Origin of the sequence: Actinoalloteichus caeruleus DSM 43889 (genome assembly GCF_000429185.2) — a bacterium.
Classification (GTDB): domain Bacteria; phylum Actinomycetota; class Actinomycetes; order Mycobacteriales; family Pseudonocardiaceae; genus Actinoalloteichus_B; species Actinoalloteichus_B caeruleus.
Genome location: NZ_AUBJ02000001.1, coordinates 3202142 through 3225194, shown reverse-complemented (window position 1 = coordinate 3225194; position 23053 = coordinate 3202142). Strand labels below are relative to the sequence as shown.

Here is a 23053-nt window from a genome sequence, read left to right as displayed (position 1 = left end):
GGCCCCGAGAGGGAGGGCCAGGCGCGCGGGGATCAGTCCGCCCGCGCGGAGGACGCGGGCATGGCGACCTCGGTCCGGACGCCGTCCAGCCAGCGCACCGCCACCGACTCCGGCCCGACGTCGACCGTCGGGTCGGGCGGCGTCCCGCCGTGGCCACCGCCGGTGCCCCGCAGCTCCACCACCGCCGCGAACACCCCGTGCGGCGACTCACCCCGCGCGGCCAGCCACGGAACGGCCGTCCAGTCCGCGAGCGGGCCGGTGCCGCGCTCCACCACCACCCCGGCGTGCGGCAGGCCGACCAGCGGGCGGACCTCCGAGCTGAGCCGCGCGGTCGTCACCCGCGCACCGCACCCCGCCGTCGGCTGGTCGTCGTCCGCCACCGGCCAGCCGCCCAGGCGCACCGCCCGCCACCGCTGGCCGGGAGTGGGTGGCGCCACCCGGACGATCCGCACCTCCACGCCGTCCCGCACGACCGAGGCCACCGTCACCACCGGTCCCGCCGTCACCGGCCCGGTCCGGCCCGAACCGTGGTCGGGGGAGGCGTCGCCCGTCGAGTCGACCCAGCGAACCCGGCCGGAGGAGGCGGCGACCAGCACGTCGGGTGACCGGTGCTCGGCGAGGAGCGTCCCGAACCCCGTGCGGTGGGTGGCGCGTCCCCCGGCATCGAGCAGGACCACCGAGTTGTCCAGCGGGTCCGCCACCGTCGGACCCGTCAGCGGCGGGACCGTGGCCGTCGAGTACCCCAACCGGGCGTAGAGCGGGGAGTCGGCGACCTCAGCGCCGAGGACCGCGTGGTCGGTCCCGTGGTTGACGGCGGTGACGATGCCGTCGCGCCGCCGGGCGGTGACCAACCACCCGGGGGCGGTGACCACGGAGGACACGTCCGCCGTCTCCACCGGCAACGGCAGCTCCTGGTCCGTCCACACCGGGTGGTCGGCGGGCAGCGCCAGCCCGAGCATCCCCTTGGCCGCCCAGTACGGGGACGCCGGACCCGAGTAGGACTGCCGCATCCCCGGCCACCCGTGGTGCCAGCCCAGGGACAGCAGCCCGTCCCCGCCCAACGCCCCCCGGTCGACGAAGTGCCGCAGGACGCCACTCGCGGCCCGGCGGGCCTGGCCGGGGGCGACACCGCCGGTACCGGCGAGGGCCCCCACCCAGAACGGCGCCGAGGCGGCGAACCGGTAGACCAGGCTGCGCCCCTGGAGCAGCGGGGAACCGTCCGCGCCCACCAGCGAGACGGCGTCCCGCAGGTACCGGCGCAGGTCGCCGGCCCACGTCTCGCGCAACGCGGGCGGACACAGGGAACCGACGACGTCGAACCACTCGGCCCACAACAGCGGGTACAGGTGCAGCGCCCACCCGGTGTAGTGGTCGTAGGCGCGTTCCTCGGCGTGGTCGCTCAGCCACCCGTCGGGTCGTCGCAGCGACGCGTGCACCGCCAGGTCCGCCTCGACGTCCTCCCTGGACCAGGGGCCGCCGACCTCGCGGAGGAACGATTCCACCACGATCCGGAACCACACCCAGTTGATCGGCGGGTACGGCTGGCCGACGACGGTGCCCAGCCATTCGACGGTCCGCTGGCGCACCCCGTCGTCCAGCCGATCCCACAACCACGGTCGGGTGAGTTGGAGGATGAGCGCCACCGAGGCGGCCTCCACCTTCGCCTGCCCCAGCTCGTCCGGGCGGGGCCAGCGCTCCGGTGACGCCGGGTCGGTGCCGGCGGCCAGGCCCTCGGCGTACCTCTCCAACAGGCCCGTCGGGTCCGCGCCGCCCGCCCCCGCCACCCGGAACCCGGCCAGCAGGAAGGTCCTGGCGAAACCCTCCAACCCGTCGGAGAGCACGCCGTTGCGGCTCGCCGGCCCCGGCAGGTCGTACCGCGCGCCCAGCGGGGAGCGGTGGCGGGCGACGGCGGTGAGCATGTCGTCGGCGACCGCCTCCCAGTGCCGGCGGGTCCACCCCGTGCGCGGTGAGAGGTCCCTGTCCTCGGCGGGGATCACGCCTGCACCGCCAGCGACTCGCGGGTGACGGGAGCCAGCGGCGGCAACCCGGCCGCGTAGCGTTCGAGTTCGGTGAGCGCCGCCGCGCTCAGCTGCCGCGTCTCGGAGCCCAGCGAGCCCGCGACGTGGGGGGTGAGCACCACGTTGGGCAGGGTGTACAGCGGAGAACCCGAGGGCAGCGGTTCCGGGTCGGTGACGTCCAGGACGGCGTACAGGCGACCGCCCGCGCACGCCCGCTCCAACGCCTCGGTGTCCACCAGCGCACCGCGAGCGGTGTTGACCAGCACCGCGCCGTCCCGCAGCTCCGCCAGCTCGGCCGCGCCGACCAGGTGCCGGGTCTCCGGCAGGGAGGGGGCGTGCAGGCTGAGCACGTCGGCCAGGGGCAGCGCCTCCGCCAACGGCACGGGCTCCGCCCCCGCCGCCCGCACCGCCGCCGGGTCGGCCACCGGGTCCACCACCAGCACCCTGGCGAGGTCCAGCCGGGTCAGCAGTTCCGCCACCCGGCGGCCCACCCGGGAGAACCCGACCAGGACCACCACCCGACCCCGACCGGACAGTTCGCCGTGCCGTTCCCGGTAGCCCCAGTCGGCGCGGTGCACCCGCGCGTCCGCCGCCAGGAACGGGATCTTCTTGAAGGCCCACAACACGGCGGCCAGCGTGTACTGGGCCACCGGCTCCGCGTTCGCGTCGGCGGCGGTCGTGACCCGAACGCCCCGGTCGAACACGGCGTCGGTGACGTGCCCCCGAACACTGCCCGCGGCGTGCAACACCGCCCGCAGCCGGGGAGCCGCGTCCAGCACCTCGGCGGTCAACGGCGGACAACCCCAGGAGGTGATGAGCACCTCCGTCTCGGCCAGCCGGCGCAGCGCCGCCGGGGAGGACAGGTCGTGGGCGACCACCGGGTCACCCAGGGACGCCGCCGCCCGCAGCCGGGCGAGCTCCTCCGCCCCGAAGAGGGTGTCGAACCACGACGGGTCGAGCACCAGCGTCGTCTCCGGCCGCGACCGGGGGCGCCGTCCACCGCCGTCGGTCCCGTGCTCGCCGGGCAGGACCGGCCCCTCCGGCGCGCTCACTTGACGCTCCCGGCGGCCAGCCCGGAACGCCACTGGCGTTGGAGCACCACGAAGGCCACGATGAGCGGGACCACCGCCAGCAGCGAGCCCGTGATGACGAGCGGGGTGTAGGACGGGAACTGGGTCACGCGCGAACTCCACTGGTAGAGACCGAGGGTGATGGGGAACAGCTTCGGATCGGTGAGCATGACCAACGGGAGGAAGAAGTTGTTCCAGATGCCCACGAACTGGAACAGCAGGATCGTGACCACCCCAGGGCGCATCAGGGGCAGCGCCACGGTGAAGAACGTGCGCAGCTCCCCCGCGCCGTCCATGCGGGAGGCCTCCAGCAGCTCCCCGGGGATCGCGGCCTCCGCGTACGCCCTGGCCAGGTAGACCCCGAACGGGTTGGTGAGCAACGGGATGAACACCGCCCAGAACGTGTCCACGATCCGCAGCTCGGACGCCAACAGGTACAGGGGCAGCGCCAGCGCGGTGGTGGGGACCAGCACTCCGGTGAGCGTGACCGCGAACAACGCCCGACGACCGGGGAAGTCCAGCTTGGCGATCGCGTATCCGCAGGCCGAGCAGATCAGCGCCCCCAGCAGCGCGCCCACCCCCGCGTACAGCAGCGAGTTGACCGCCCAGTGCAGGAAGACGCCGTCCTCCTCGGCGAGGAGGTCCCCGACGTTGGTGCCGAGGTTCCACTCGCCCAGCTCGAACGCCCCCGTGGTGGAGAAGTCACCGAGGCTCTTGGTGGAGGAGGTCACCAGCCAGACCAGCGGGAGCACGCTGTACAGCGTCGCCAACACCAGGACGACGTGCACCGCGCTCCGGGAGGTCCACCTGCTGCCGTTCCGGTGCGCCCCGTTCATCCGGACCTCCTCGTGGACAGCCGCATCACCAGCGCCGAGAGCACCGCGCAGGCCAACGCGAGGAGCAGCGAGGCCGCCGCCGCCCGGCCGTAGTCGTTGGTGATGAACGCCGCCTCGTAGACGTACAGGCTCGGGGTCCAGGTGCTGGTCACCGAGCCGGTGAACGAACGGAGCACCAGCGGTTCGGTGAACAGCTGGAGGGAACCGATGACCGTGAACACGAGCGCGACGAAGATCGTCGGTCGGATGATCGGCACCTTCACCGACAGCGCGGTGCGCACCGGGCCGGCGCCGTCGATCCGCGCCGCCTCCAGCACGTCACGGGGCACGGTGCGCAACGCGGTGTAGAAGATGATCATGTTGTAGCCCATCCACTGCCAGGTGGCCATCGTGACGATCGAGGGCAGCACGCCCTCCGACCCCAGCGGATCCCACGGCAGGACGTCGTTGAGGGGGCCGATCCCCGGGCTGAACAGGTAGGCCCACACCAGGCCGGCGATGACGCCGGGCACCGCGTAGGGCAGGAACACCGCGAGCGACCACACCTGGCGCAGCCACACCACGGCCCCGTCCAACAGCAGCGCGAGGACCAGCGCGGCGCCCAGCATGAGCGGGACGTGCACCAGCGCGTAGCGGGCCACGTTCCACACCGACTCGGCGAAGGCCGGGTCCGACAGCACCGCGCCGTAGTTCGACAGCCAGACGAAGACGTCCTCCGGGCCGGAGAAACCCAACCCGGACAACCGCTCGGTGAACAGGCTCAGGTAGAGCGCGTACCCGATCGGCACCAGCACGGTGGCGAGCAGCAGCAGCGCGAACGGGGCGACCAGCAGCAGCGGGGCCAACCTGGCCCGACCCGCTCGCCCGCCCATCCGGCGGGGGGCGGGGGAGGGAGCCGGGCGACGAGCGGAGGAGTCCCCCCGGTCCGTGACGACGGTCATGCCGCACCACCGGCCCGCGCGGACAGCCCGCGTTCCCGCAACCCGGACAACGCCACGCCCTGCACCCGGCGCAGCGCGTCCGGGATCGTCGTCCGCCCGGCCGGCACCCCGCCGAAGGAGTCGGTGATGTTCGAGAACAGCCCCAGGGCGTTCGGCCCCCAGGTCCACTCGGGAACCCGCCGGTCCGCCTCCTCCAACACGTCGAACACCGGGTCGCCCACGAAGTAGTCCAACCCGACCTCGTCGCGGGCCACCTCCCGGTTGGGCAGGTAGCCGGGGAACGGCGAGGTGAACGTCGCCCCGATCCTCGGCACCTCCGGGTCGGTGCTCAACCAGCGGAGGAAGGTCATCGCCGCCTCCGGGACCTGGCTGTCCTCCGACACCCCGAAGGCGGTGCCGCCCTGCATCCCGTTGGCCGGCTCGCCGCCCCAGGTGGGCATCGTGGTGACCGCCCAGCGGCCGGTGTCGTCGGGAATCGACTTCTGCAACGTCCCCACGCTCCAGGACGCGCCGAGCAGCCCCCACAGGCGGCCCTCGTGCATGCTCGCGATCCAGTCCTGGGTGCCGGTGCCACCGCTGCCGACCAGGTCCGAGGAGATCAGGTCCTGCCAGTAGGAACCCGTCCGCAGCGTGCCCTCGCCGTCGACGTCGACCACCCAGGTGTCCCCGTCGATCCGCCACCACGGCTGGCCCGCCTGCCAGGACATCCCGGCGAAGAACGAGCCGTCGTTGAGCGGGAACGTCGTCAGCCTCGCCGCCGGGTCCGCCTCCCGCACCGCCTCGGCGGCCACTCGGAACTCGTCCCAGGTGCGGGGGACGGCGATGCCGTGCCGGTCGAAGAGGTCCGCCCGGTAGTAGAAGACCATCGGGGCGAGGTCCATCGGCACCGCCCAGGTACGGCCGTCCGGGCGGACCCCGCGCCAGGCCGCGTCCGAGTACCCCTCGGCGAGATCGCTCATGTCGTCGGTGATGTCCCGCAGCCCGCCGGTCGCCAGGACCTGGATCAGGCCCTGGTACTCCACGTGCAGGATGTCCGGCGCGTTGCGGGCCCGGATCGCGTTGGTCTGCTGCGCGTAGCCGCCGTCCAGACCGGCGGCGATGACGCTGAGCTCGACGTGCACCTCGCGCTGGGCGGCGTTGAAGGCCGCGACGTACCGGTCCATCCCGGTCAGCCACGACCAGATCCGCACCCTGGTCGCGCCGGAGGCGGTGGTCGAGGAGGAACAGCCGGACAGCGTCGCGCCGCCCGCGCCGAGGGCCGCCGCGCCCAGTGTCGCCCGCAGGAAGGCACGCCGCGACCAGCCGGTATCAAGCACCATTGCTTGGATGTCCCTTCTGGCGGTGGTTCGCGTCACTCCACCGTGTGAGAGAGTTCGACGTCAATCGTTGCGAGCGGAACCGAACGGAAACGAACAGGAACGAAAGTGACCGGGGTCTCGTCACCGGCGGGACCGGCTCCCGCCGACGAGGGGACCGGCCCCGGTCGGGCTCGCGCCGACGCCCCCGCCGACGACCCACGCGGAGGAGGACCACGATGCTGGCCTCACAGCGGCAGGAGCTGATCCTCGCCCTGGTGCAGCGGCACGGGACCGTCCGGCTGGCCGATCTCGCCGAACGGATGGGGGTCACGGCGGTCACCGTGCGCCGGGACGTCACGGCCCTGGCGGACCGAGGTCTCGTGCAACGCGTCCACGGCGGGATCACCCGCCCGCACCGGCCGAACCGCACCCCCACCGCACCCCGCCCAGCCCTCGGCGGGGCGACCGGCAGAACCCTGGTCGGGATGGTGGTGCCCTCCGTCGAGTACTACTGGCCGCACGTCGTGCAGGGCGCCCAGGCGGCCGTGGCCTCGGCCGGGAGCAGACTGGTCATGCGCGTGTCCAGCTACGACCCGACCGAGGACCGCCGGCAGATCAGCGCGCTGGTCGACCACGGCGTCCGCGTCGTCCTCGCCGCCCCCGTGGTCCACGGGGACGCCGGCCTCGACCTGCTCCGCTGGCTGGGGAGCCTGCCGGTGCCCGTGGTCCTGATGGAGCGGTTACCGCCGCCGGAGCTGTCGACCCTCGCGCTCGACGCGGCCACCACGGCGCACGCCCTCGGCGCGGGCCTCGGGGTGCGCCACCTGACCGCCCTGGGGCACCGGGCCGTCGCCCTGGTCACCTCCCGGACCAGCCCCACCAGCACCGCGCTGCGCGCCGGGTGGGCGGCCACCACCGCCGAACTCGGCCTCCCCCACGACACCGACCTGGACATCGAGGTGCCCAGCTACGGGACGCCCGGCTGGCCACCCGTCTACGACGAGGTCCTGCTCCACTGCGCGGAGCGGGGGGTGCGCGCGATGCTCGTCCACGCGGACCGGGAGGCGATCGGCATGGTCGAACGGGCCAGGGACCTGGGCATCGACGTGCCAGGGCGCCTGGCGGTCGTCTCCTACGACGACGAGGTCGCCGCCGCCTCCGACCCCCCGCTCACCGCCGTCCGCCCGCAGAAGCACCGCCTCGGTCAGCTCGCGGTCGAACTGGCCCTGGGCAGGGCGGCCGAGGGCGACCGGCGACCGGTGCACCGCGTCCAGCTCTGGCCCACCCTGGAGGTCCGGGAGTCCTGCGGAGCCGCTGCCCCCGCCAGCGAGCTCTGAGGGCCCCGCCCGCTCCGGCCCGCCTGGCCCGGTGGCCCGGAACGCGACCGCCACCGCCACTGCCACTGCTCCGCGCGGCACCTGCCCCACCCCGCGGTTCGGCGCGTGCTGCCCCGGCGCAGAGGGACACCGATTCTGGTGAGGCTGCCTCGGGAGCGGCGCGGAGTCGCTAGCGTCGGCCGGGCAGGTCGTTCTTCGTCGGAGGCCCCCATGAGTGCACGACCGACCCCCTCGACCCACCCGCTGCCCGGAGACGGACCGACGCCCTGGCCCGTGTTCTCGGTGGCGGAGCGCGGCGACGACATCGTGGCCGAGACCCCCGTTCCGGTCCCGGACCACCTGCCGAGGGAGATCCTCGGCTGGGCCACCACCGCCGCCCTGCTGTGGCCACTGGCCCTGATGCCCCTCCTCAGCCAACTGCTCGGAGCAGGGCACGTCCCGTGGTGGTGGGCGCTTCCCTGTGTCCTCCTGGTGTTCCTGGCCGCGGTGGTCACCGAGATCACCTACGACGCCGCCCACCGGATCTACGGGCAGCGCGCCACCGCGCTGCGGATCGCCGAGGTGCCCGCCCTGGCGGGCTGTGCCGCCGCCGGCGTCGGTACCTCAGCGCTGCTGCTCGGCCCCTGGCCTCCCGCCGACGGCGCCCCGTTCGACGTGGTGCTCGGTGCGCTGCCGGGCGCCCTCGGCGCCCTGTGCCTCCTCCTCGCCGGAGTGTCCGCGCTCCGAGCGCGACGCCGACTCCGCTACGTGCGGACCCGCCAGCGGACCATCCGGGCCCTCCGCGAGTGGGGCCGATCCGAACCCGGGGTGCTCACCGCCGTCGAGTTCCACCGGGAGTGGTCGGGCGGCAACCCACGTTTCGCCGCCACCGTGGAGGTCCCCGGCGCCCAACCCTCCCGGACGATCCGCGCCCACCTGGTGACCACACCCGACCAGGTCCCCCGCCTGGGCAGCGCGGTCCTGGTCACCACGGACCCGTCGGATCCGGCCGTCGTCCTCGTCGACCTCCCCGCCGAACCGCCTCCCCGCTTCGAGGCGGACGGCGGACGCTACCGGCAACCGTCGAACTAGCCGGGCTGAGTGGCGGGCTGGGCCCGCCTCCCCACCGACGGTTGGGACCGGTCGGACGAGGTGACGACGACCCACGCCCGCCCTGACCCCTCCGGACGCGCGGCGCGAGCCCGGAGGGAGCCGGGAGGAGGCCGCAGGGCGGACGGTGGGTCGATCCGGGGGAGGACCCACGTCGTCATCCGGCGGGCTGCCGCCCTGGTCGAGTCCTCGTGTGGGGGCGGCAGGGGAGGAGGGCCGGCCACGGCGGCCCCGGCGAGCTGTCGCGGTGGAGGAGGCCGGGGCTACCGGGAACGGCGAGGTCAGCCGGGCCCCACGACCGCTCCCCCTGTCACGGTGCGGCGACGGCCAGTACGCCGGTCTCCGTGCCCAGCATGAAGTCCGGGAACACGATGATGCTGTCGCCGTGTCGGTGGGCCCGGCCGGACAGGGCCCGCCCGGTGCTGCCCGGGTCGGCGGCCAGCGGGCCGATCTCCCTGGTCGAACCGTCCGCCAGCGCGACGGCGATCAGCGTGGCTTCCTCGCCGGCGGAACCCCCGTTGGAGATCACCAGGGCCTCCCCGTCCTCGACGCCGAGGAGCACGTGTTCGCAGCTGGTGGCGACGCCCTCCCACGCCACGGCGCCGGTCGTCACGTCGATGCGGGTCAGGTTGTGCTCGCAGCCGCCGCCGGGCGTGACGATGCGCAGCAGCAGGCTGTCCGGAGTGGTCAGGACCGTGTGCGGCGGGGCGTCCCCTCGCAGCGGGCTCTGCCCGAGCGCCGGCGGTGGACCTTCCAGCACGAGGTCGTGCGTGATGCTCCCGTCGTCGGGGTCGAACACCACCACCGGGCTGGCCGTCGAGTTCAGGGGGAAGTGCCCGAGGACCGGCGGATCGGTGGACAACAGCTCGGTGCCGGTGGGCTCCCCCAGCGGGATCACCGACTCCGGGACGAGGGTCTGCCACCGCACCTCCCCGGTCGCCGCGTCGATCCGGGCCACGTACCGGTGGTCATCGCCCAAGGTCAGGTTCCTCGGTCGGCAGTCGCCGTGCACGTAGAAGCTGTCCGGGGCCGGGGTGAAGCCGTACACCGAGCACCGGGCCGGCTGTTCCGGGTCCGCGACGGGGTTGGGCATCCGCATCAGGTCCCACAGCTCCTCGCCCGAGTCGGCGGAGAAGGCGCGCATCCTCCCTCCGTCGTAGTCGGCCAACACCACACCGCTGGTGACGGCCGGTCGACGGAGACCGATCTCGTCGGGCTGCGCAGGGTGTTGTTCGACCTCCCACACCGTCTCCCCCGTGTCGAGGTCCACCGAGGACAGCAGGTTGCACAGCTCGCCAGCCTCGCCGTGCACGACGAACACCCGGTTCTCGTGCGTCTCGGCGCTGACGGCGCAGTACGAGCTGCCCTCCGGAGCCGGCCGTTCCCACGTCGGCTCGCCGGTGCCCAGGTCGTGGCCGACCATCGTCCAGTACTCCGCCCGCACGGCGGTGCTCTCGGTGACCCAGCTGCCGAGCAGGTCGTTCTCGTAGGGCTGGGTGACGGGAGCCGGTGCCGCCCACAGCGGCTCCGTCGGCGCACCTGGAGGTTCCGAGGCCACACCGCCCGCGGCGGGATCGGGCGCCGGGGGGTCCTCGCTGCCGCCCCGGGTCAGGACGACGGCGGCCACACCGGCCAGGACGACGGCTGGCACCGTGACGAGCGCGATGACCAGGCCTCGTCGCCGGGGCTTCCGGGGCGGCGGCCCGGCGGGCTGCCCGTGGTTCCAGGGGGGCGGTGCCTGCCCGCCGGAGCCCGGGGGCGCTCCCGCCCAGCCCTGGGGGTTGGCTCCGCCCTGCCAGGGGCCGGGTTGGCCGCCGCCCTGCCACGGGTTCGGTTGGCCGCCGCCCTGCCACGGGTTCGGTTGGCCGCCGCCCTGCCAGGGGCCCGGACCCGGCTGGTCGCCACCGCCGCTCACCGTCTCCCCCTCCGGCTGTCCCCTGACGCGGCGGTGCTGGTCGCCGACGCGCCGCGCGCCGGCCGAGGTGTGGTGTCCATCCGTTCCTGGTGCCCCCGTCGTTGTCCTTCGGCCGGGTCGGGGAACTCCCCCCACCGTCCCAGCTCGACCACGTATCCGGCGCGAGCGGTCACCCGCCGTGCCGATGCCGACCGGACTCTAGCCCCAGGGGCGGACCCGATGGGGTGGTTTCGGCGGAGCCTGCTCCGACGAGGAACGTCACCAACGGTGACGCGGGTGGGGCTCCGCCGCGTCCCCGAGCCAGGGGGTGGGCTCTGACGCCAGCGCTCGGGGCGCTCGGCCGACGGCGTCCTTGGGAGCACGCGGACCCAGGACGGGACGGCTCGCGGAGGCCTGCCGCCGGGCACCCACGGCCTCCGCGAACCGATCCGGGCTCAGGGCGCGTCGAACGCGAGCACGGCGGTCCTCGTCATCGACGAGTCGACCGGGAAGACGACGACGCTGTCCCCGTTCCGGTGCGCGCGGCCCGTCAGCGGCAGCCACACCGACTCCGGGTCACCCCCGAGCGCGCCCAGGTGCCGCACCTGGCCGTCGGCCAGCGCCACCGTCGCCAGGGTCGGCGCACCGTTCGAGGAACCCACCGACACCAGCAACGGCTCCTCGCCCTCCACGGCGACCGGCAGCTGACCACAGGTGGTCTCGTCCGTCTCCCAGGCGATCGAACCGGAGTTCAGGTCCACCCTGGTCAGCGTCTCCTCGCACTCCCCGACGGCGGACCTGAGCACCAGCCCGCTCCCGTCGGACCAGGTCGGCACCGGCGGCGCCGCGCCCTGTTCCGGTTCGGGGTCCACCCCGATCGGGAGGCCGTCCACCACCAGGTCATGGGTGAGCGTGCCGTTCTCCGGGTCGAAGACCGCGATCGGCCCCGACCCCTCACCCCGCACGACGAGCCCGATCACCGGGGGGTTCGCGGAGAGCAACCGCACCGAGCCGGTCGTGCCCTCCTCGATGACGTCCCCGGGGACCACCGTCTGCCAGACGACCGCCCCGGTCTCCGGCGCGACCCTGGCGACGAAGCGCTGCGCCTCGCCGAAGGCGAACCGTTCGGGGGCGCAGTGCCCGCTGACGACGAGGAACCCCTCGGCCGGGGCGGCCTCGGTGGCACGGCAGGGCCTGGCCTCGGCATCGGCCGCGATCGGGTTCGGCAGTTCGACCTCCCACCGGATCTCACCCGTATCCGCGTCGTGCGCCGTGAGCCGTTCGGGGACGACGGAGGTCAGGGCGACACCGTCGGCCACCACGGGCCGCAACACGGCGCCGGGGTCCGGTTCCTCGGCCTCCGGCGTGACCTGCCAGCGCGTCTCCCCGCTGTCCAGGTCGACCATCGAGAGCTGGTCGCAGACGTGCCCGACGCCGTGCGACACGACGATGCCGTTCTCGTGGGTCTCCGCGCTCAACCCGCAGTACCGCTCGTCGCCGGAGGACGGCAGCTCCCAGCGGACATCCCCGCTGGCCAGGTCGTAGCCGATCACGGAACCGGCCTCCGCGCGGACCGCCGTCGTCCCCGTCACCCAGGAGCCCAGCAGCTCGTGCGCGAACGGGTCCTCCGAGGCGACGGGAACGTGCCACCTCGGCTCCTGGGCTTCGCCGACCGGCACCGCGCCGTCGACGCCCTCCCCGTCCTCCACCTCGGTGCCGGCGGCTGCCGGGGACCCGGACGGTTCGTCCCCGCCTCGGGTCAACACCACGGTCAGCACGATGCCCAGCACGACGACGGGAACCGCGACCAGCGCGGCGAGCAGACCGGTCCGACGCGGACGGGGCGGCTGGGGAGCGGGGTAGCCGGGCGCCCACGGCCCCGGCGCCGGCGGCGGGGCACCGGCTGCCACCCGGTCCCGGCCTGGGGCTGGTCCCCGCCCGGCGGTGGGAACGCGTGACCGTGCGCGGCGGCCGCCTCCGGCGGTGGCGGGACGGCGCCGGGCATCGGCGACCCGGACCACGGCGTTTCCCCGACCTCGCCGGGGGACTGGTCGGGGCCGGGGGTGGGGTGCGCCTCGCGGTCCTCGGAGGACGGTGGCGGGGTGGCCGACGAACTGTCGGGCCGGGGCGACGGGGGAGTGTTCTCGGGGTCGGTCACCGCGTCGACCTCCGCACGCCTCGGCACGCCATCGCGGCAACGACACGGGTCACCGACCCGGGGTGGGAAAAGACGGACATGTTCCTCTGGTCCTACTCGTCCGTGGAGGGAGAACGGACGGGGCGCTCGGGTCGAACTCCGACGCCTGCCCCGCCCCCACGGAAACCGGTGGGGCCCACTGCGGGCGCTCTTCCGGAGCAATCTAGGCCCCGCCCCACCCCCGGGCGTGCGACCTTCCGGCCCGTGCGGGGGAACCGTGGCCGAAAACCCGCGTTTCGCCGGTGCCCCCGGCCCCGGCATCTCCGCCAGACGGATGATCCGCCCCCGACCCGGCTCGCCCCGCCGGGCACGGCCGACACCCGGCAGGGCTCGACCCGGCGCGGTCCGACCTCGGTTCCGGCCCGGGGAGCCGAGCCGGCGACCACGTCCGCGCGCAAGCCCCGGGGGCTGGTCTCACCCACGGCTCGACCGGCTCCGGACCGCCGCCCGCGCCTGCTCGGCGGCCCGCGCCCAGTGCGGGGCGCCCACCCCCTCGGCGAGGGCACGCGCCCGGTCGTAGTGCTCGACCGCCGCGCCGGGACGCCCCAGGGTCCACGCCAGGTCGCCGAGGTGGTGGGCCACCGGGCGCAGCGCCACCAGGCCACTGCCCGCCCCGGCGATCTCCGCCTCGGCCGGCGACAGTTCCTCGTACAGCCGGTCCGAGGTCTCCCGGTCCGCCAGCAGCGACGCCGACACCGCCCGCAGGCACAACCGGGCCTCAAGGAACAGGTCCTGAGGCGACTCCGGCACGCGGCACGCGGCCTCCCGCGCCTCGGCGATCCGCCCGGCGGCCAGGAGACGCAGCGGGCGGCACCAGGGTTCGTAGTCGTCCGCGTCGCCGCCCGCCGCCGCCACCCGGACCTCCCCGCCGGCGGAGGCCGGTGGATCCCACCGGAGTTGGTGGCAGAACGACGCGAACTCGCGCAGACCCCGCTCGAGCCCGAACATGCCCGTCCCAGCCAGCCGCGCCGCCGCCGACCGGTAGGCGGCGGCCCGGCTGCCTCCCGGCCCGAGACGGAGGTGCGCATCGCCCGGTACCAGTCCGTGAGGACGCCGACCAGCGGCGACTGGTACTCCCGGCCCAGCCGGTCCGCCTCGGTCGCGTGGCGGTCGGCGGCGGTGAAATCCCCCAACGCGGAGCGTGCCTGGAGCGACACGAGTTCCCCGAGGATCTCGAAGGTCACCAACGAGTGGTCCCGGGCCAGCAGCGCCAGTTCCCCGCCGAGCGCGGCCCGCTGGTCCGCCAGGCCGGCACGCCAGAAGGTCTGCATGAAGCGCGCGTTCAGCGCCAGGGCCACCACGGCCGGATCCCCCGACTCCCTCGCCAGGCGTTCCGCCTCCTCGGCGGCCGCCAGAGGGCGGCTGTCCCGGCCGCCCCGGAGTTCCAGGGCCAGCGTGGCCAGCAGCCGGGCGCGGTCGACCACCCGGTCGACCGGCAGGCGGACCACCACCCTGTCGACGAGGTCCGCGATTCGCCGGGCCAGCCGCTGGTCGTCGCTCGTCGTCCACACCGCCGGCACGTCGAAGGCGGTCAGCGCCCGCACCACCTGGTCGTCCCCCAGCCGTTCCGCCAGGTCGAGCGCCTCCGACCGGCAGGAACGCGCCCCGCCGAGATCGCCGGCGACCGCGAGCGCCCGCACGAGCCCCAGGACGAGGTCGAGCCGTTCCTGGGCGGCCTCGTCCTCCGCCGAGGCCCCCGGAGGCGGACCGCTGAGTCGTGCGAGTCCAGGGCGTGCCGCCACCACCGGGCCGCCTCCTCCGAGGCGAACCGGGCCGCCGCGTCCGTCGCGGCGATCCGCGCGTACCGGACCACCTGGTCCGCCCGCTCCCGGTCACCCGTCAGCACGAGGTGGTGCGCGATCGTCGTCACCTCCCACGGCCGCAGCCGTTCCACGACGTCGGCGACGGCGCCGTGCGCGCGAGCGCGTCGCGGCCCCGACAGCTCCTCGTACACCGCGTCGCGCACCAGGGCGTGCGCGAACCTCACCCGACCGGCGCCGCCCTCGACCAGGAACCCGGCGCCCGTCGCGAGGTCGAGGGCGTCCAACACCCGTTGTTCGGCCCCGACCACCGCCACCAGGACCGCCACGTCGAACTCGGTCCCGATGATGGCGGCCCACGAGAGCACCGACGCCGCCGACGCCGGCAGCCGGGTGATGCGGTAGCGGACCACGTCCCGTACCCCGGGTGGGACCTCGGCCAACGCCTCCGCCCCCTCCGCGAGGAGCAGGCGGGCCAGTTCACGGACGAAGAACGGGTTGCCGCCCGTGCGTCCGCGCACCGCCGCCGCCGTCGCGGCGTCCACGGGGCGCCCGGTGATCGAGCTGACCAACCCCGACACCTCGTCCCGGTCCAGCCCGCCCAGGGCCACCCGGACCGGTTCGGCCCGCGCCACCTGCCCCAGGAACGTCGTCAGGGGCGCCGGTGGGTCCGTCGTCCGGTAGGTGCCCACCACCAGCACGGGGCCGGTGACTCCGCCGTTCACCAGTGAGGACAGCAGGCGGAGCGTTTCCTCACCCGCACGGTGGAGGTCGTCCAGCACCACCAGCACCGGCCCGTGCGCCGCCGTCTCCGCCAGGAACCGCGCCACCTCCCGATGCCACCGGAACCGGGCGGCCACCGCGTCCCCGGCTGCCGCCCCGCCCCTGGTGGGCGCGGTGCCGCGACCCGACGCGACCAGGACGCCCAGGACCTGGTCCCACGCCCAGTCCTCCGCCGCGCCCGTCTCCTCCGGGTTCGCTCCCCAGGCCACCAGCCACCCCCGCCCCGTGACCCTGGCGGCCAGGGCCTCCGCGAGGGCGGTCTTGCCTCCGCCCGCCTCCCCGGTGACCAGCGCGAGGACCAGCCCGTCCCGTGCGACCGCCTCCGCCGCGGCGCCATCCACGGCCGCCAGTTCACCCGCCCGCCCGACCAGGCGGGGGACGCGTGCGGACCGGGCAGGTCACCACCGCCGGGGCCGCCCAGCGCCGAGTCGGCCGCCGCCGGGCCTGAGGAGGCGGTGGCCGCCCGCCCGCGCCGGTTCGGCGTCGAGGCACCCGACCGCCCCCCGGCCCGATCGGTACCGAGGGGCTCGACGGGTCCCGCCGCCGGTGCCACCGGGCTCTCCCGTCCTGTCGAGGAGGGGCCGCCCGGGTCGGAACCGCCGGTGTCACGCTCCCACGGCCGCTCCGCCGGCAGCAGGTGCTCGGCCTGCGCCAACACGTCCGCCTCCAGCCGGCGCAACTCCGGCCCCGGATCCACTCCCAGCTCCTCGGCCAGCACCCGGCGCGCGCGGCGCAGGGCGGACAAGGCGTCGCCCTGCCTCCCGCCCCGGTACAGGGCCAGCGCCAGGAGCCGCCACCCCTCCTCCCGCCACGGGTGCCCGACCACCTGCGCCTCCAGGTCGGGCACCGCCTCCGGCCCCCGGCCCCCGGCGAGCAGGGCGGCGGCCCTGCGCTCCACCGCCACCAGCCGTGACTCGTCGAGGCGGTTGATCTCCGCCCGCGCCCACGGGTACTCCTCGAACCCCGCGTACGCCGGACCGCGCCACCACCCGAGCGCCTCGTCGAGCAGCGCGAGGGCCGAAGCGGGCCGACCGGAGGCGAGCAGTTCACCGGAGTCGGCGACGGCCGCCTCGAACCGTCGCGCGTCCACCGCGTCGGGGTCCACCCGCAGCGCGTACCCGGGAGGGGAGGTGACCAGCAGCCGGGCCGGGGCCCGAGGAGGCCGGTCGGGTTCCAGCACGCGGCGCAACGCCGAGACGAAGGTCCGCAACGCTCCCACGGCACCGGCGGGCGCGGGATCCCACAGGTCATCGACCAGGCGGTCCACCGGAACGACGCGACCCCGCGCCACCAGCAGCCTGGCCAACACCGCGCGGTGCCGGGGGCCGGGCAGGGCCAGCGGTCCTCCCGCGTTCCCGGCCGCCAGCGGACCGAGCACCGAGAACCACACCGACGAGGTCACCGACATCCTCTCCGCAGCCACCGGTCCGGCACTGTAACCGCGCCGCGGCGGCACAGCAGCCGGGGTGTGGTGACCCCGAGGAAGTCGTTCTCCGGCGCCGCATGGTCGACGAGCACCGTCCCAGTGACGGTGGGGAGCACCGGCGGCCACGCGCGCCACCTCCACCGTCGCGGGACGCGTGATCGGTGCCGCCGACGCCGGACCGGTGCGCCGGCCCGTGGTCGGGGGTCGGCTGGCCCTGACCACCGCGCCGCCGAGCGGGCACCCGGCCGCTGTCTCGGGCGGGGCCCGATGGCCACCACCCGGCCCTCGCGCTGGAGCCGGCGGAGGACGTCGACCTCGTTCTGGGGGAGTTCCCCGGCGGGGGGAGAGCACGTAGCCCAGGCGTCCTCGGATCCGGCACCCGAATTCGGCGCCAGACCCCGCCGGGTGGGCCGGCTCGTTCTCACGTGGCCGGCGAGACCAGCGCGGTGGCGCGCCGCGCGGGCCACGCTCATCCCGCGCTGACCCAACGCTGACGTGGTGCTCATCGCCTCGGCACACGCTCGGGGCATCGGCGTCACCCGGACGCCGCGCCCGAGAGGAAGGCACGAGATGAACAGCGACGTCCGCATCACCGGATTCGACTACCAGCGGGTCCCCGTCGCAGGGGGAGTGGAGTTGCACGTCGCCGTGGCGGGCACCGGGAGCCCGGTCGTCCTCCTCCACGGCTTCCCCCAGACCCACCTCATGTGGCGGCACGTGGCCGCCGACCTGGCCACCGACCACACCGTCCTCTGCCCCGACCTGCGGGGCTACGGGGCCAGCGACAAGCCCGCCGACACGGACGGGACCACCTACGCGAAGCGACGCATGGCCGAGGACGTCGTCACCCTCGCGCACGCGTTCGGGCACGAACGCTTCGCGCTGGCCGGCCACGACCGGGGCGCGCTGGTGGCGTTCCGCGCGGGACTCGACCACCCCGACGCCGTCACCCACCTGGCGGCGCTGGACGTCGTCCCCACCCTCGACACCTGGGACGTGCTGCGTGGAGTCAGCGCCGCCGTCGGATTCCACCTCTACCTGATGGCCCAGCCGCCCGGGCTGCCGGAGGCCCTGATCGGGGCGGCGCCGGACGCCTTCTTCGGCCACTTCCTCGACGTGTGGGGCCAGGACCCGGACGCCGTCCCGGCGGAGGTGCGGGCCGCCTACCTGCGGGCCTCCCGGGAGGCGGTTCCCTCCATCGTGGCCGACTACCGGGCCTCGGCCACCGTCGACATCGAGCACGACGAGGCGGACCGGCTGGCCGGCAACGAGCTGCGGATGCCCGTCTCCGTCCTCCAGCAGGACTGGGGCGCCGCGCTCGGCTACGACGCCGGCGAGGTGTGGCGACGGTGGGCCCCCGACCTCGCCCACTCGACGGTGTCCGCCGGGCACTTCATGGCCGAGGAGTCGCCCGGCGAGGTCGTCCACGCGCTGCGCGCCCTGCTGGCCCGCTGAACGGCCGACCGGTGTGTCGGCCGGACGAGGAGGGCTGCCCCCTGGTGCCGGCGTCACCCCTGCCGGCGTTCCGTGCCATCCCGGCGGCGTCCCGCCGACGGCGTGCTACCGGCCGGGCCGTCGTCGCCCCTTCCCACCGCCTGGCCCGACGGGACCGGTATCGGCGCGAACCGAACCGTTCGGGCCGGCCAGGGGCGACGACGGCGTTCGGGGAACCGGTCAGCGCAGGGTGCCCAGGGCGTCCGCGCTGAAGGGGGTGAGCTCCTCCTCGCGTCCCTCCAGGACCTTGCGCGCCCACTCGGGGTCGGCCAGCAGCGCGCGGCCGACGGCGACGAGGTCGAACTCGTCACGCTCCAGCCGGTCCAGCAGCCGGTTGACGCTCTCCACGCCGGCGCCCTGACCCGCGAAGAGGGCGGCGGGTTCGAAGACGGAGTCGAGGCCGACCGACCCGACGGTGATCACGGGCTTCCCGGTCAGCTTGCGGGTCCACCCGGCCAGGTTCAGGTCGACACCCGAGTCGGGGAACTCTGGCTCCCAGAAGCGGCGGGTGGACGCGTGGAAGGCGGTCACGCCCGCCTCGGACAGCGGGGTGAGCAGCCGCTGGAGCTCGTCGGGGGTCTCGGCCAGTCGCGCGTCGTAGTTGTCCGCCTTCCACTGCGAGAAGCGGAGGACGACGGGGAAGTCGGGAGCGACGCGTTCGCGCACGGCGGTGATGATGTCGGTGGCGAAGCGGGTGCGGGCGACGAGGTCGCCGCCGTAGCCGTCGGTCCTCCGGTTGGTGCGCTCCCAGAGGAACTGGTCGATCAGGTAGCCGTGCGCGCCGTGCAGCTCGATCCCGTCGAAACCGATGCGTTCGGCCTGGTGGGCCGCTTCGGCGAACGCGGTGATGACGCGGTCGATCTCGGTGGGGGAGAGGGCCTCACCGGCTCCCTCGGTGCCGTCCAGCGCGATCCCGGACGGGCCGACCGAGGGGGCCTCCGGGAAGGGCGGGTTGCCGGCGGGGCGTTGGATGCCCACGTGCCACAGCTGGGGCATGATCCGGCCGCCGGCGGCGTGCACCGCCTCGACGACGTGGCGCCAGCCGGCGAGCGGCGCCTCGCCGTGGAAGCGGGGCACGCTCTCCACGTCCCCGGCCGAGGGGTGGTCGATGTAGGTGCCCTCGGTGATGATCAGCCCGGTGCCGGCCGCGGCCCGGCGGGCGTAGTAGTCGGCGACATCCGTTCCTGGGACGCCTCCCGGTGAGAAAGCCCTGGTCATCGGGGCCATGACGAGGCGGTTCGGCAGTTCCGCCGAACCCAGGGTCAGCGGGCGGGCGAGGGCCTGGGCGACGCGAGTGGACATGGGGCTGGACTCCCGGGAGGTCGACGAATTGCTCCTTTGAAAGATACAGTTTCTGCCAGAAAACGCAACTGTGTCTGTGACGTTTTCGGCTCGGCATGTGGTGTCCGAGTAGGCTGCGGGGACGAACGGGGAGGTGCGACGGTGCTGGACATCAGGTTCTCCAGTGCGCTGGCCGTCATGTTCTTCCTGGCCATCGCCGAGGAGGAGGGCGCGCCGGTCGTGAGCAGCGGCCAGCTCGCCGAGCGCGTCGGCGCCAACCCCAGCCTGGTCCGCAAGCTCCTCGTCCCCCTGGGGCACGCTGGTCTGGTCGAGTCGATCAAGGGGCGGGCCGGCGGCACCCGACTGGCGCGACCGGCCGAGGCCATCACGCTGGCCGAGATCTACCGCTGTGCAGTCGGGGACAAGCCGTTGTGGGTGTGCCGGCCGGAGGTCGAGAGCGGGTGCGTCGGTGCCGCGCACGCCTCCGCCTACTTCGAGGACCTCACCGCACGAGCCGAAGGCGCGGTGCTGGCCATGCTCAACCAGGAGACGCTCGCCGACGGCCTCCGAGCGAGCCGAAGCCACTGCGCCCCCGGTCACGCCGGTTGACCCCACCCTCCCGGTCCGCTGGCGAGGGCGCCGAGGGGGCTCTCCGCCGTGACCACCGCCCGTGCCCTGGGAGGCGGGACGCGCTCCGCTGGTCGGGCTCGCCCTCGTCGCTGGGTCCTGGTCTGTGCCGGCCGGCGGGGCACTCGTGGCCGGGGAGTTCAGGTGCGCGAACCCGTGGTGCCGGGGTGGTTCGCCAGCTCGGCCGGCATCCGGGAGCCGTTCCCGTCGGTCCCGCTCCCGGAGGGAGGAACGGCGCGGGGTCCCGCCAGGCCGATGGCGAGGGCGGCGAGGGCGAGGCAGGACGCGCTCCACAGCAGCGGCACGATGCCGACGGCTCCGACCAGGCCTCCCCCGAGGAGGGCGCCGAGCGCGATGGCGGCCGTGAACAGGCCCACGTAGAGGCCGGTCACCTCCTCGACGCGGTCGGGAGCCGACCGCTGCATCCAGAGCTGGCCGGCGACCGAGAGACCACCGTAGGCCAGGCCCCACAGGCCCATCGCCACCCCGGCGACCCCGGTCAGGCCCGCCGACAGCGCGAGCAGGGCGACGGAGGCGGCGATGCCGCCGGCCAGGAGCAGCACGGTCGCGCGCGGCCGCCGCGCCGCGAGGGCCCCGGCCGCGAAGTTCCCCACCAGTCCGAACACCCCGTAGACGAGGAGCGCCACGGCGATCCCGCCGGCCGTCATCCCGTGCCCCTCGAGGGTGGGGCGCACGTAGGTGTAGGCGGCGAAGTGGGCGGTGACCAGGACGACGACCACGGCCAGTCCGCCGACGACCGCCCTCGAAGCCAGTGGTGACCGGCCGGCCGGCACCCCAACGGCCGGCTCGGTCCGAGGCCTGGGCAACCGGGGCAGCGTGACCAGCAGGGCGGCGGCCAGGACGACGGCGCTCACGGCCAGCGCGACGAACGCCGCCCGCCACCCGAAGGCGTCGCCGATGACGGTGCCGGCGGGCACGCCGGCCACCGAGGCTGCCGCGACCCCGCTGACGGCGCAGGACACCGCCAGCGCCGCATGACGGGCCCGACCAGGCGCGGGGCCACCGCCGCCGCCAGCCCCCACACCGCTCCCATCCCCAGACCGAGGATGACGCGGGAGACCACGAGAAGCCCGAACCCGTCCGCGACCGCGGTGAGCGCGTTCCCGGCCGCCAGCACGACCATCGACACCGCGAGGACCCACCGCCGGTCCACCCCACCCAGCACGCGGGGCACCACCGGCGCGGTGACCGCCGTGACCAGGCCGGTGATCGTCAGGCTGAACCCGGCCGTTCCCGAGCTGACCCCCAAGCCCTCGGCCATGGGCGTCAGCACGCCCACGGGCAGCATCTCCGAGGTGACGACCACGAAGGTGGACAGGGACAGGACGGCCAGCGCCACCCACTGCCAGGCGGTCGTGTGGTGGGAGCCGGTCCCGGCGGAAGCGGAGGAACTCATGCTCCCCAGGCAAGCAACGGGACGGCAGCCGAACAACGGCGATCTCCTCGCCGATCGATAAGCTCAGCTGATCGAACGTGGTCGGAGGGGGGTGCCGTGCACCAGGCCAACCTGCACCAGATCGAGTGCCTGCTCACGCTGGCGGAGGAGCTGCACTTCGGCCGCACCGCCGAGCGGCTCGGGTACTCGCAGAGCCGGGTCAGCCAGCTCGTCGCCGAACTCGAACGGCGGCTCGGGGTCCGGCTGGTCGAGCGCACCAGCCGGCGGGTCGCGCTGACGAGGTTCGGGGTCCAGTTCGTGGACGAGGTGCGTCCCGCCTACGAGGAACTGACGGCCGTCTTCTCCCGAGCGCGTGATCGCGCGCGGAGGCGTGAGCTGCGTGAGCTGCGAGTGGGCTTCCACGGCGACGTCTATGAGGAGATCACCGAGGCCTTCCGGTCGCTGCGCGCCGAGCACGGGGTGTCGATGGCGCTGAGCGAGGTACCGCTGGGTTCGCCCTTCACCGCCGTTGTGGAGGGTCGGGTCGACGCGGCGGTGGTGGAGCTGCCATGCCACGAGGCCGCGCTCACCGTCGGGTACCGGTTCCCCCCGCAGGACCGGCTGCTGGCGGTCTCGACGAACCACCCGCTGGCCCGCCGGACGTCGGTCACGGTCGAGGAGCTGGCGGAGTGGGACGTCGTCCGCCCCCTCGGCGACGCACCCGACTACTGGATGGCCGCGAGGGTGCCGCGCGCGACGCCGGCGGGCCTGCCGATCTCCTCGTCCGTAGCCATCTCCACCATCCACGAGGGTCTCGCGACGGTCGCCGGCGGAGAGCACGTGATGCTGGTCTGCCGTCCGCTCGCGGACCGCGCGGCGCGCCGGGACGTTCGCTTCCTGCCGGTGACGGGCATGGAGGCGTCCTCCCAGCTCGGGTTGGTGTGGCGCCGTGATCGGGGTGGCGACCAGCTGGTCACCCTGGCGCGGTTGCTGCGCACCGCCTTCACGGTCGCCCCAGCGGGAGCTCGGGCGGCGACAGCGGCCGAGGAGGGGCCCGGAAGGTCGGCGTCCCCGGTCGTCGTGGGCTGACGCGGGTGCCGGGTGGGCCACCGGCCACCACCGGGGCTTCCGCTCGGGTGGGGCGGCGGGCCGCGCCGCGCCTCCGGAGGAGGGGGCGTGGGCGAGGGCTTGAGGCCCTCCGTCCCGGGGCGGCGGCAGCCCACGAGCCCGCCGGGCCGTCGGACCCGGCCCGTCACGCAGTGCGCTGGCTGGCCGAGGTGGCGCGGCGGTTGGTCATGACGTGTGCGGGTGCAGGATGTGCGGCACCCCGGTCGGAGCGCACACCCAGTGGGCTCGGCTTCCCGGCGGTAGCTCCTCCAGCTCGTCGTTGGTGCCGACGCCGTGCGCCGCGAGGTGTCGGACGGCGTCGTCGAGGTCGTCGGTGGTCAGCTCCAGCCAGATGTCGGAGTGCGCGTAGTTGTCCACCCGGTCGAGCCACAGGGTGTAGGCGTCGAATCCACCCGCACCGAGCGCGAGACCATCCCGGTCGCCGCCGATGGTTCCTCGGTGACGTGGAGACCGAGCACGTCCCGGTAGAAGGCGACCG

Annotated in this window: 16 protein-coding genes and 2 pseudogenes; 5 read left to right on the top strand and 13 right to left on the bottom strand. The window is 74.7% G+C overall.

The window, feature by feature from the left end; all coding sequences use genetic code 11:
• Nucleotides 1-32 precede the first annotated feature (32 nt).
• From G443_RS12290 to G443_RS12270, 5 genes are read right to left on the bottom strand one after another with little or no spacing between them, the layout of a single operon-like run.
• Complete coding sequence (locus G443_RS12290; RefSeq protein WP_026417225.1) at nucleotides 33-1997, bottom strand: DUF2264 domain-containing protein; 1965 nt, start codon at nucleotides 1995-1997, stop codon at nucleotides 33-35.
• Nucleotides 1994-3070, bottom strand: a complete 1077-nt coding sequence (locus tag G443_RS12285; protein ID WP_245588664.1) for a hydroxyacid dehydrogenase — start codon at nucleotides 3068-3070, stop codon at nucleotides 1994-1996. Before G443_RS12285 ends, G443_RS12290 begins: the two co-directional genes overlap by 4 nt.
• Nucleotides 3067-3924: a carbohydrate ABC transporter permease gene (locus G443_RS12280; RefSeq protein WP_016699882.1), complete on the bottom strand. Its 858-nt coding sequence runs from the start codon at nucleotides 3922-3924 to the stop codon at nucleotides 3067-3069. Before G443_RS12280 ends, G443_RS12285 begins: the two co-directional genes overlap by 4 nt.
• The gene (locus G443_RS12275) at nucleotides 3921-4865 is read right to left on the bottom strand and encodes a carbohydrate ABC transporter permease (protein WP_016699883.1); all 945 of its coding nucleotides are present in this window, start codon (nucleotides 4863-4865) and stop codon (nucleotides 3921-3923) included. The genes G443_RS12280 and G443_RS12275 overlap by 4 nt, the downstream gene beginning before the upstream one ends.
• A complete protein-coding gene (locus G443_RS12270) occupies nucleotides 4862-6184 on the bottom strand; it encodes an ABC transporter substrate-binding protein (protein WP_016699884.1) in 1323 nt (440 codons plus the stop codon). The genes G443_RS12275 and G443_RS12270 overlap by 4 nt, the downstream gene beginning before the upstream one ends.
• Before the next feature lie 215 nt (nucleotides 6185-6399).
• On the opposite strand from G443_RS12270, the gene G443_RS12265 reads away from it, so the two are divergent.
• Nucleotides 6400-7500 (top strand): substrate-binding domain-containing protein, encoded by a 1101-nt coding sequence (locus tag G443_RS12265; protein ID WP_026417223.1) that lies wholly within the window; start codon nucleotides 6400-6402, stop codon nucleotides 7498-7500.
• A 210-nt stretch (nucleotides 7501-7710) separates the two neighbouring features.
• Nucleotides 7711-8571, top strand: coding sequence for a hypothetical protein (locus G443_RS12260; RefSeq protein WP_155886011.1), 861 nt, complete (start codon nucleotides 7711-7713; stop codon nucleotides 8569-8571).
• Nucleotides 8572-8899: 328 nt separating this feature from the next.
• Here G443_RS12260 and G443_RS12255 read toward each other — a convergent pair whose 3' ends face one another.
• The 5 genes and pseudogenes from G443_RS12255 to G443_RS12235 form a co-directional block, all read right to left on the bottom strand.
• Complete coding sequence (locus G443_RS12255; RefSeq protein WP_026417221.1) at nucleotides 8900-10504, bottom strand: outer membrane protein assembly factor BamB family protein; 1605 nt, start codon at nucleotides 10502-10504, stop codon at nucleotides 8900-8902.
• A gap of 434 nt (nucleotides 10505-10938) precedes the next feature.
• Nucleotides 10939-12393, bottom strand: coding sequence for an outer membrane protein assembly factor BamB family protein (locus G443_RS12250; RefSeq protein WP_253860206.1), 1455 nt, complete (start codon nucleotides 12391-12393; stop codon nucleotides 10939-10941).
• A gap of 701 nt (nucleotides 12394-13094) precedes the next feature.
• The gene (locus G443_RS12245) at nucleotides 13095-13628 is read right to left on the bottom strand and encodes a hypothetical protein (RefSeq protein ID WP_253860205.1); all 534 of its coding nucleotides are present in this window, start codon (nucleotides 13626-13628) and stop codon (nucleotides 13095-13097) included.
• A 583-nt stretch (nucleotides 13629-14211) separates the two neighbouring features.
• On the bottom strand, nucleotides 14212-15564 hold the full coding sequence (locus G443_RS12240; RefSeq protein WP_253860204.1) for an ATP-binding protein: 1353 nt from the start codon (nucleotides 15562-15564) through the stop codon (nucleotides 14212-14214).
• A gap of 323 nt (nucleotides 15565-15887) precedes the next feature.
• A pseudogene (locus G443_RS12235) lies at nucleotides 15888-16631 on the bottom strand (AfsR/SARP family transcriptional regulator); the annotation flags it as partial.
• A gap of 588 nt (nucleotides 16632-17219) precedes the next feature.
• On the opposite strand from G443_RS12235, the gene G443_RS12230 reads away from it, so the two are divergent.
• On the top strand, nucleotides 17220-18104 hold the full coding sequence (locus G443_RS12230; protein WP_016698688.1) for an alpha/beta fold hydrolase: 885 nt from the start codon (nucleotides 17220-17222) through the stop codon (nucleotides 18102-18104).
• 219 nt (nucleotides 18105-18323) lie between these two features.
• On the opposite strand, the gene G443_RS12225 is transcribed toward G443_RS12230, so the two are convergent.
• Complete coding sequence (locus G443_RS12225; protein WP_026417219.1) at nucleotides 18324-19445, bottom strand: NADH:flavin oxidoreductase; 1122 nt, start codon at nucleotides 19443-19445, stop codon at nucleotides 18324-18326.
• A gap of 141 nt (nucleotides 19446-19586) precedes the next feature.
• Here G443_RS12225 and G443_RS12220 point away from each other — a divergent pair, with 141 nt between their 5' ends.
• Nucleotides 19587-20033 carry an RrF2 family transcriptional regulator gene (locus G443_RS12220; RefSeq protein ID WP_016698686.1) on the top strand — a complete coding sequence of 149 codons (447 nt, stop codon included), beginning with the start codon at nucleotides 19587-19589 and terminating at the stop codon, nucleotides 20031-20033.
• 158 nt (nucleotides 20034-20191) lie between these two features.
• Here G443_RS12220 and G443_RS12215 read toward each other — a convergent pair.
• Nucleotides 20192-21360: pseudogene (locus G443_RS12215) on the bottom strand (MFS transporter).
• A gap of 204 nt (nucleotides 21361-21564) precedes the next feature.
• On the opposite strand from G443_RS12215, the gene G443_RS12210 reads away from it, so the two are divergent.
• Nucleotides 21565-22536 carry a LysR family transcriptional regulator gene (locus G443_RS12210; protein ID WP_026417218.1) on the top strand — a complete coding sequence of 324 codons (972 nt, stop codon included), beginning with the start codon at nucleotides 21565-21567 and terminating at the stop codon, nucleotides 22534-22536.
• Nucleotides 22537-22740: 204 nt separating this feature from the next.
• Here the strand turns inward: G443_RS12210 and G443_RS12205 are convergent, their stop codons facing one another.
• Entirely contained in the window at nucleotides 22741-22932 is a 192-nt protein-coding gene (locus G443_RS12205) for a VOC family protein (protein WP_211237445.1), read from the bottom strand.
• Nucleotides 22933-23053 lie beyond the last annotated feature (121 nt).

Excerpts from the sequence above, each read along its gene's own strand:
- G443_RS12280 (WP_016699882.1), bottom strand. The coding sequence starts at position 3,924 with ATGAACGGGGCGCACCGGAACGGCAGCAGGTGGACCTCCCGGAGCGCG.
- G443_RS12225 (WP_026417219.1), bottom strand. The coding sequence starts at position 19,445 with ATGTCCACTCGCGTCGCCCAGGCCCTCGCCCGCCCGCTGACCCTGGGT.
- G443_RS12260 (WP_155886011.1), top strand. The coding sequence starts at position 7,711 with ATGAGTGCACGACCGACCCCCTCGACCCACCCGCTGCCCGGAGACGGA.
- G443_RS12270 (WP_016699884.1), bottom strand. The coding sequence starts at position 6,184 with ATGGTGCTTGATACCGGCTGGTCGCGGCGTGCCTTCCTGCGGGCGACA.
- G443_RS12275 (WP_016699883.1), bottom strand. The coding sequence starts at position 4,865 with ATGACCGTCGTCACGGACCGGGGGGACTCCTCCGCTCGTCGCCCGGCT.
- G443_RS12230 (WP_016698688.1), top strand. The coding sequence starts at position 17,220 with ATGAACAGCGACGTCCGCATCACCGGATTCGACTACCAGCGGGTCCCC.
- G443_RS12245 (WP_253860205.1), bottom strand. The coding sequence starts at position 13,628 with ATGTTCGGGCTCGAGCGGGGTCTGCGCGAGTTCGCGTCGTTCTGCCAC.
- G443_RS12265 (WP_026417223.1), top strand. The coding sequence starts at position 6,400 with ATGCTGGCCTCACAGCGGCAGGAGCTGATCCTCGCCCTGGTGCAGCGG.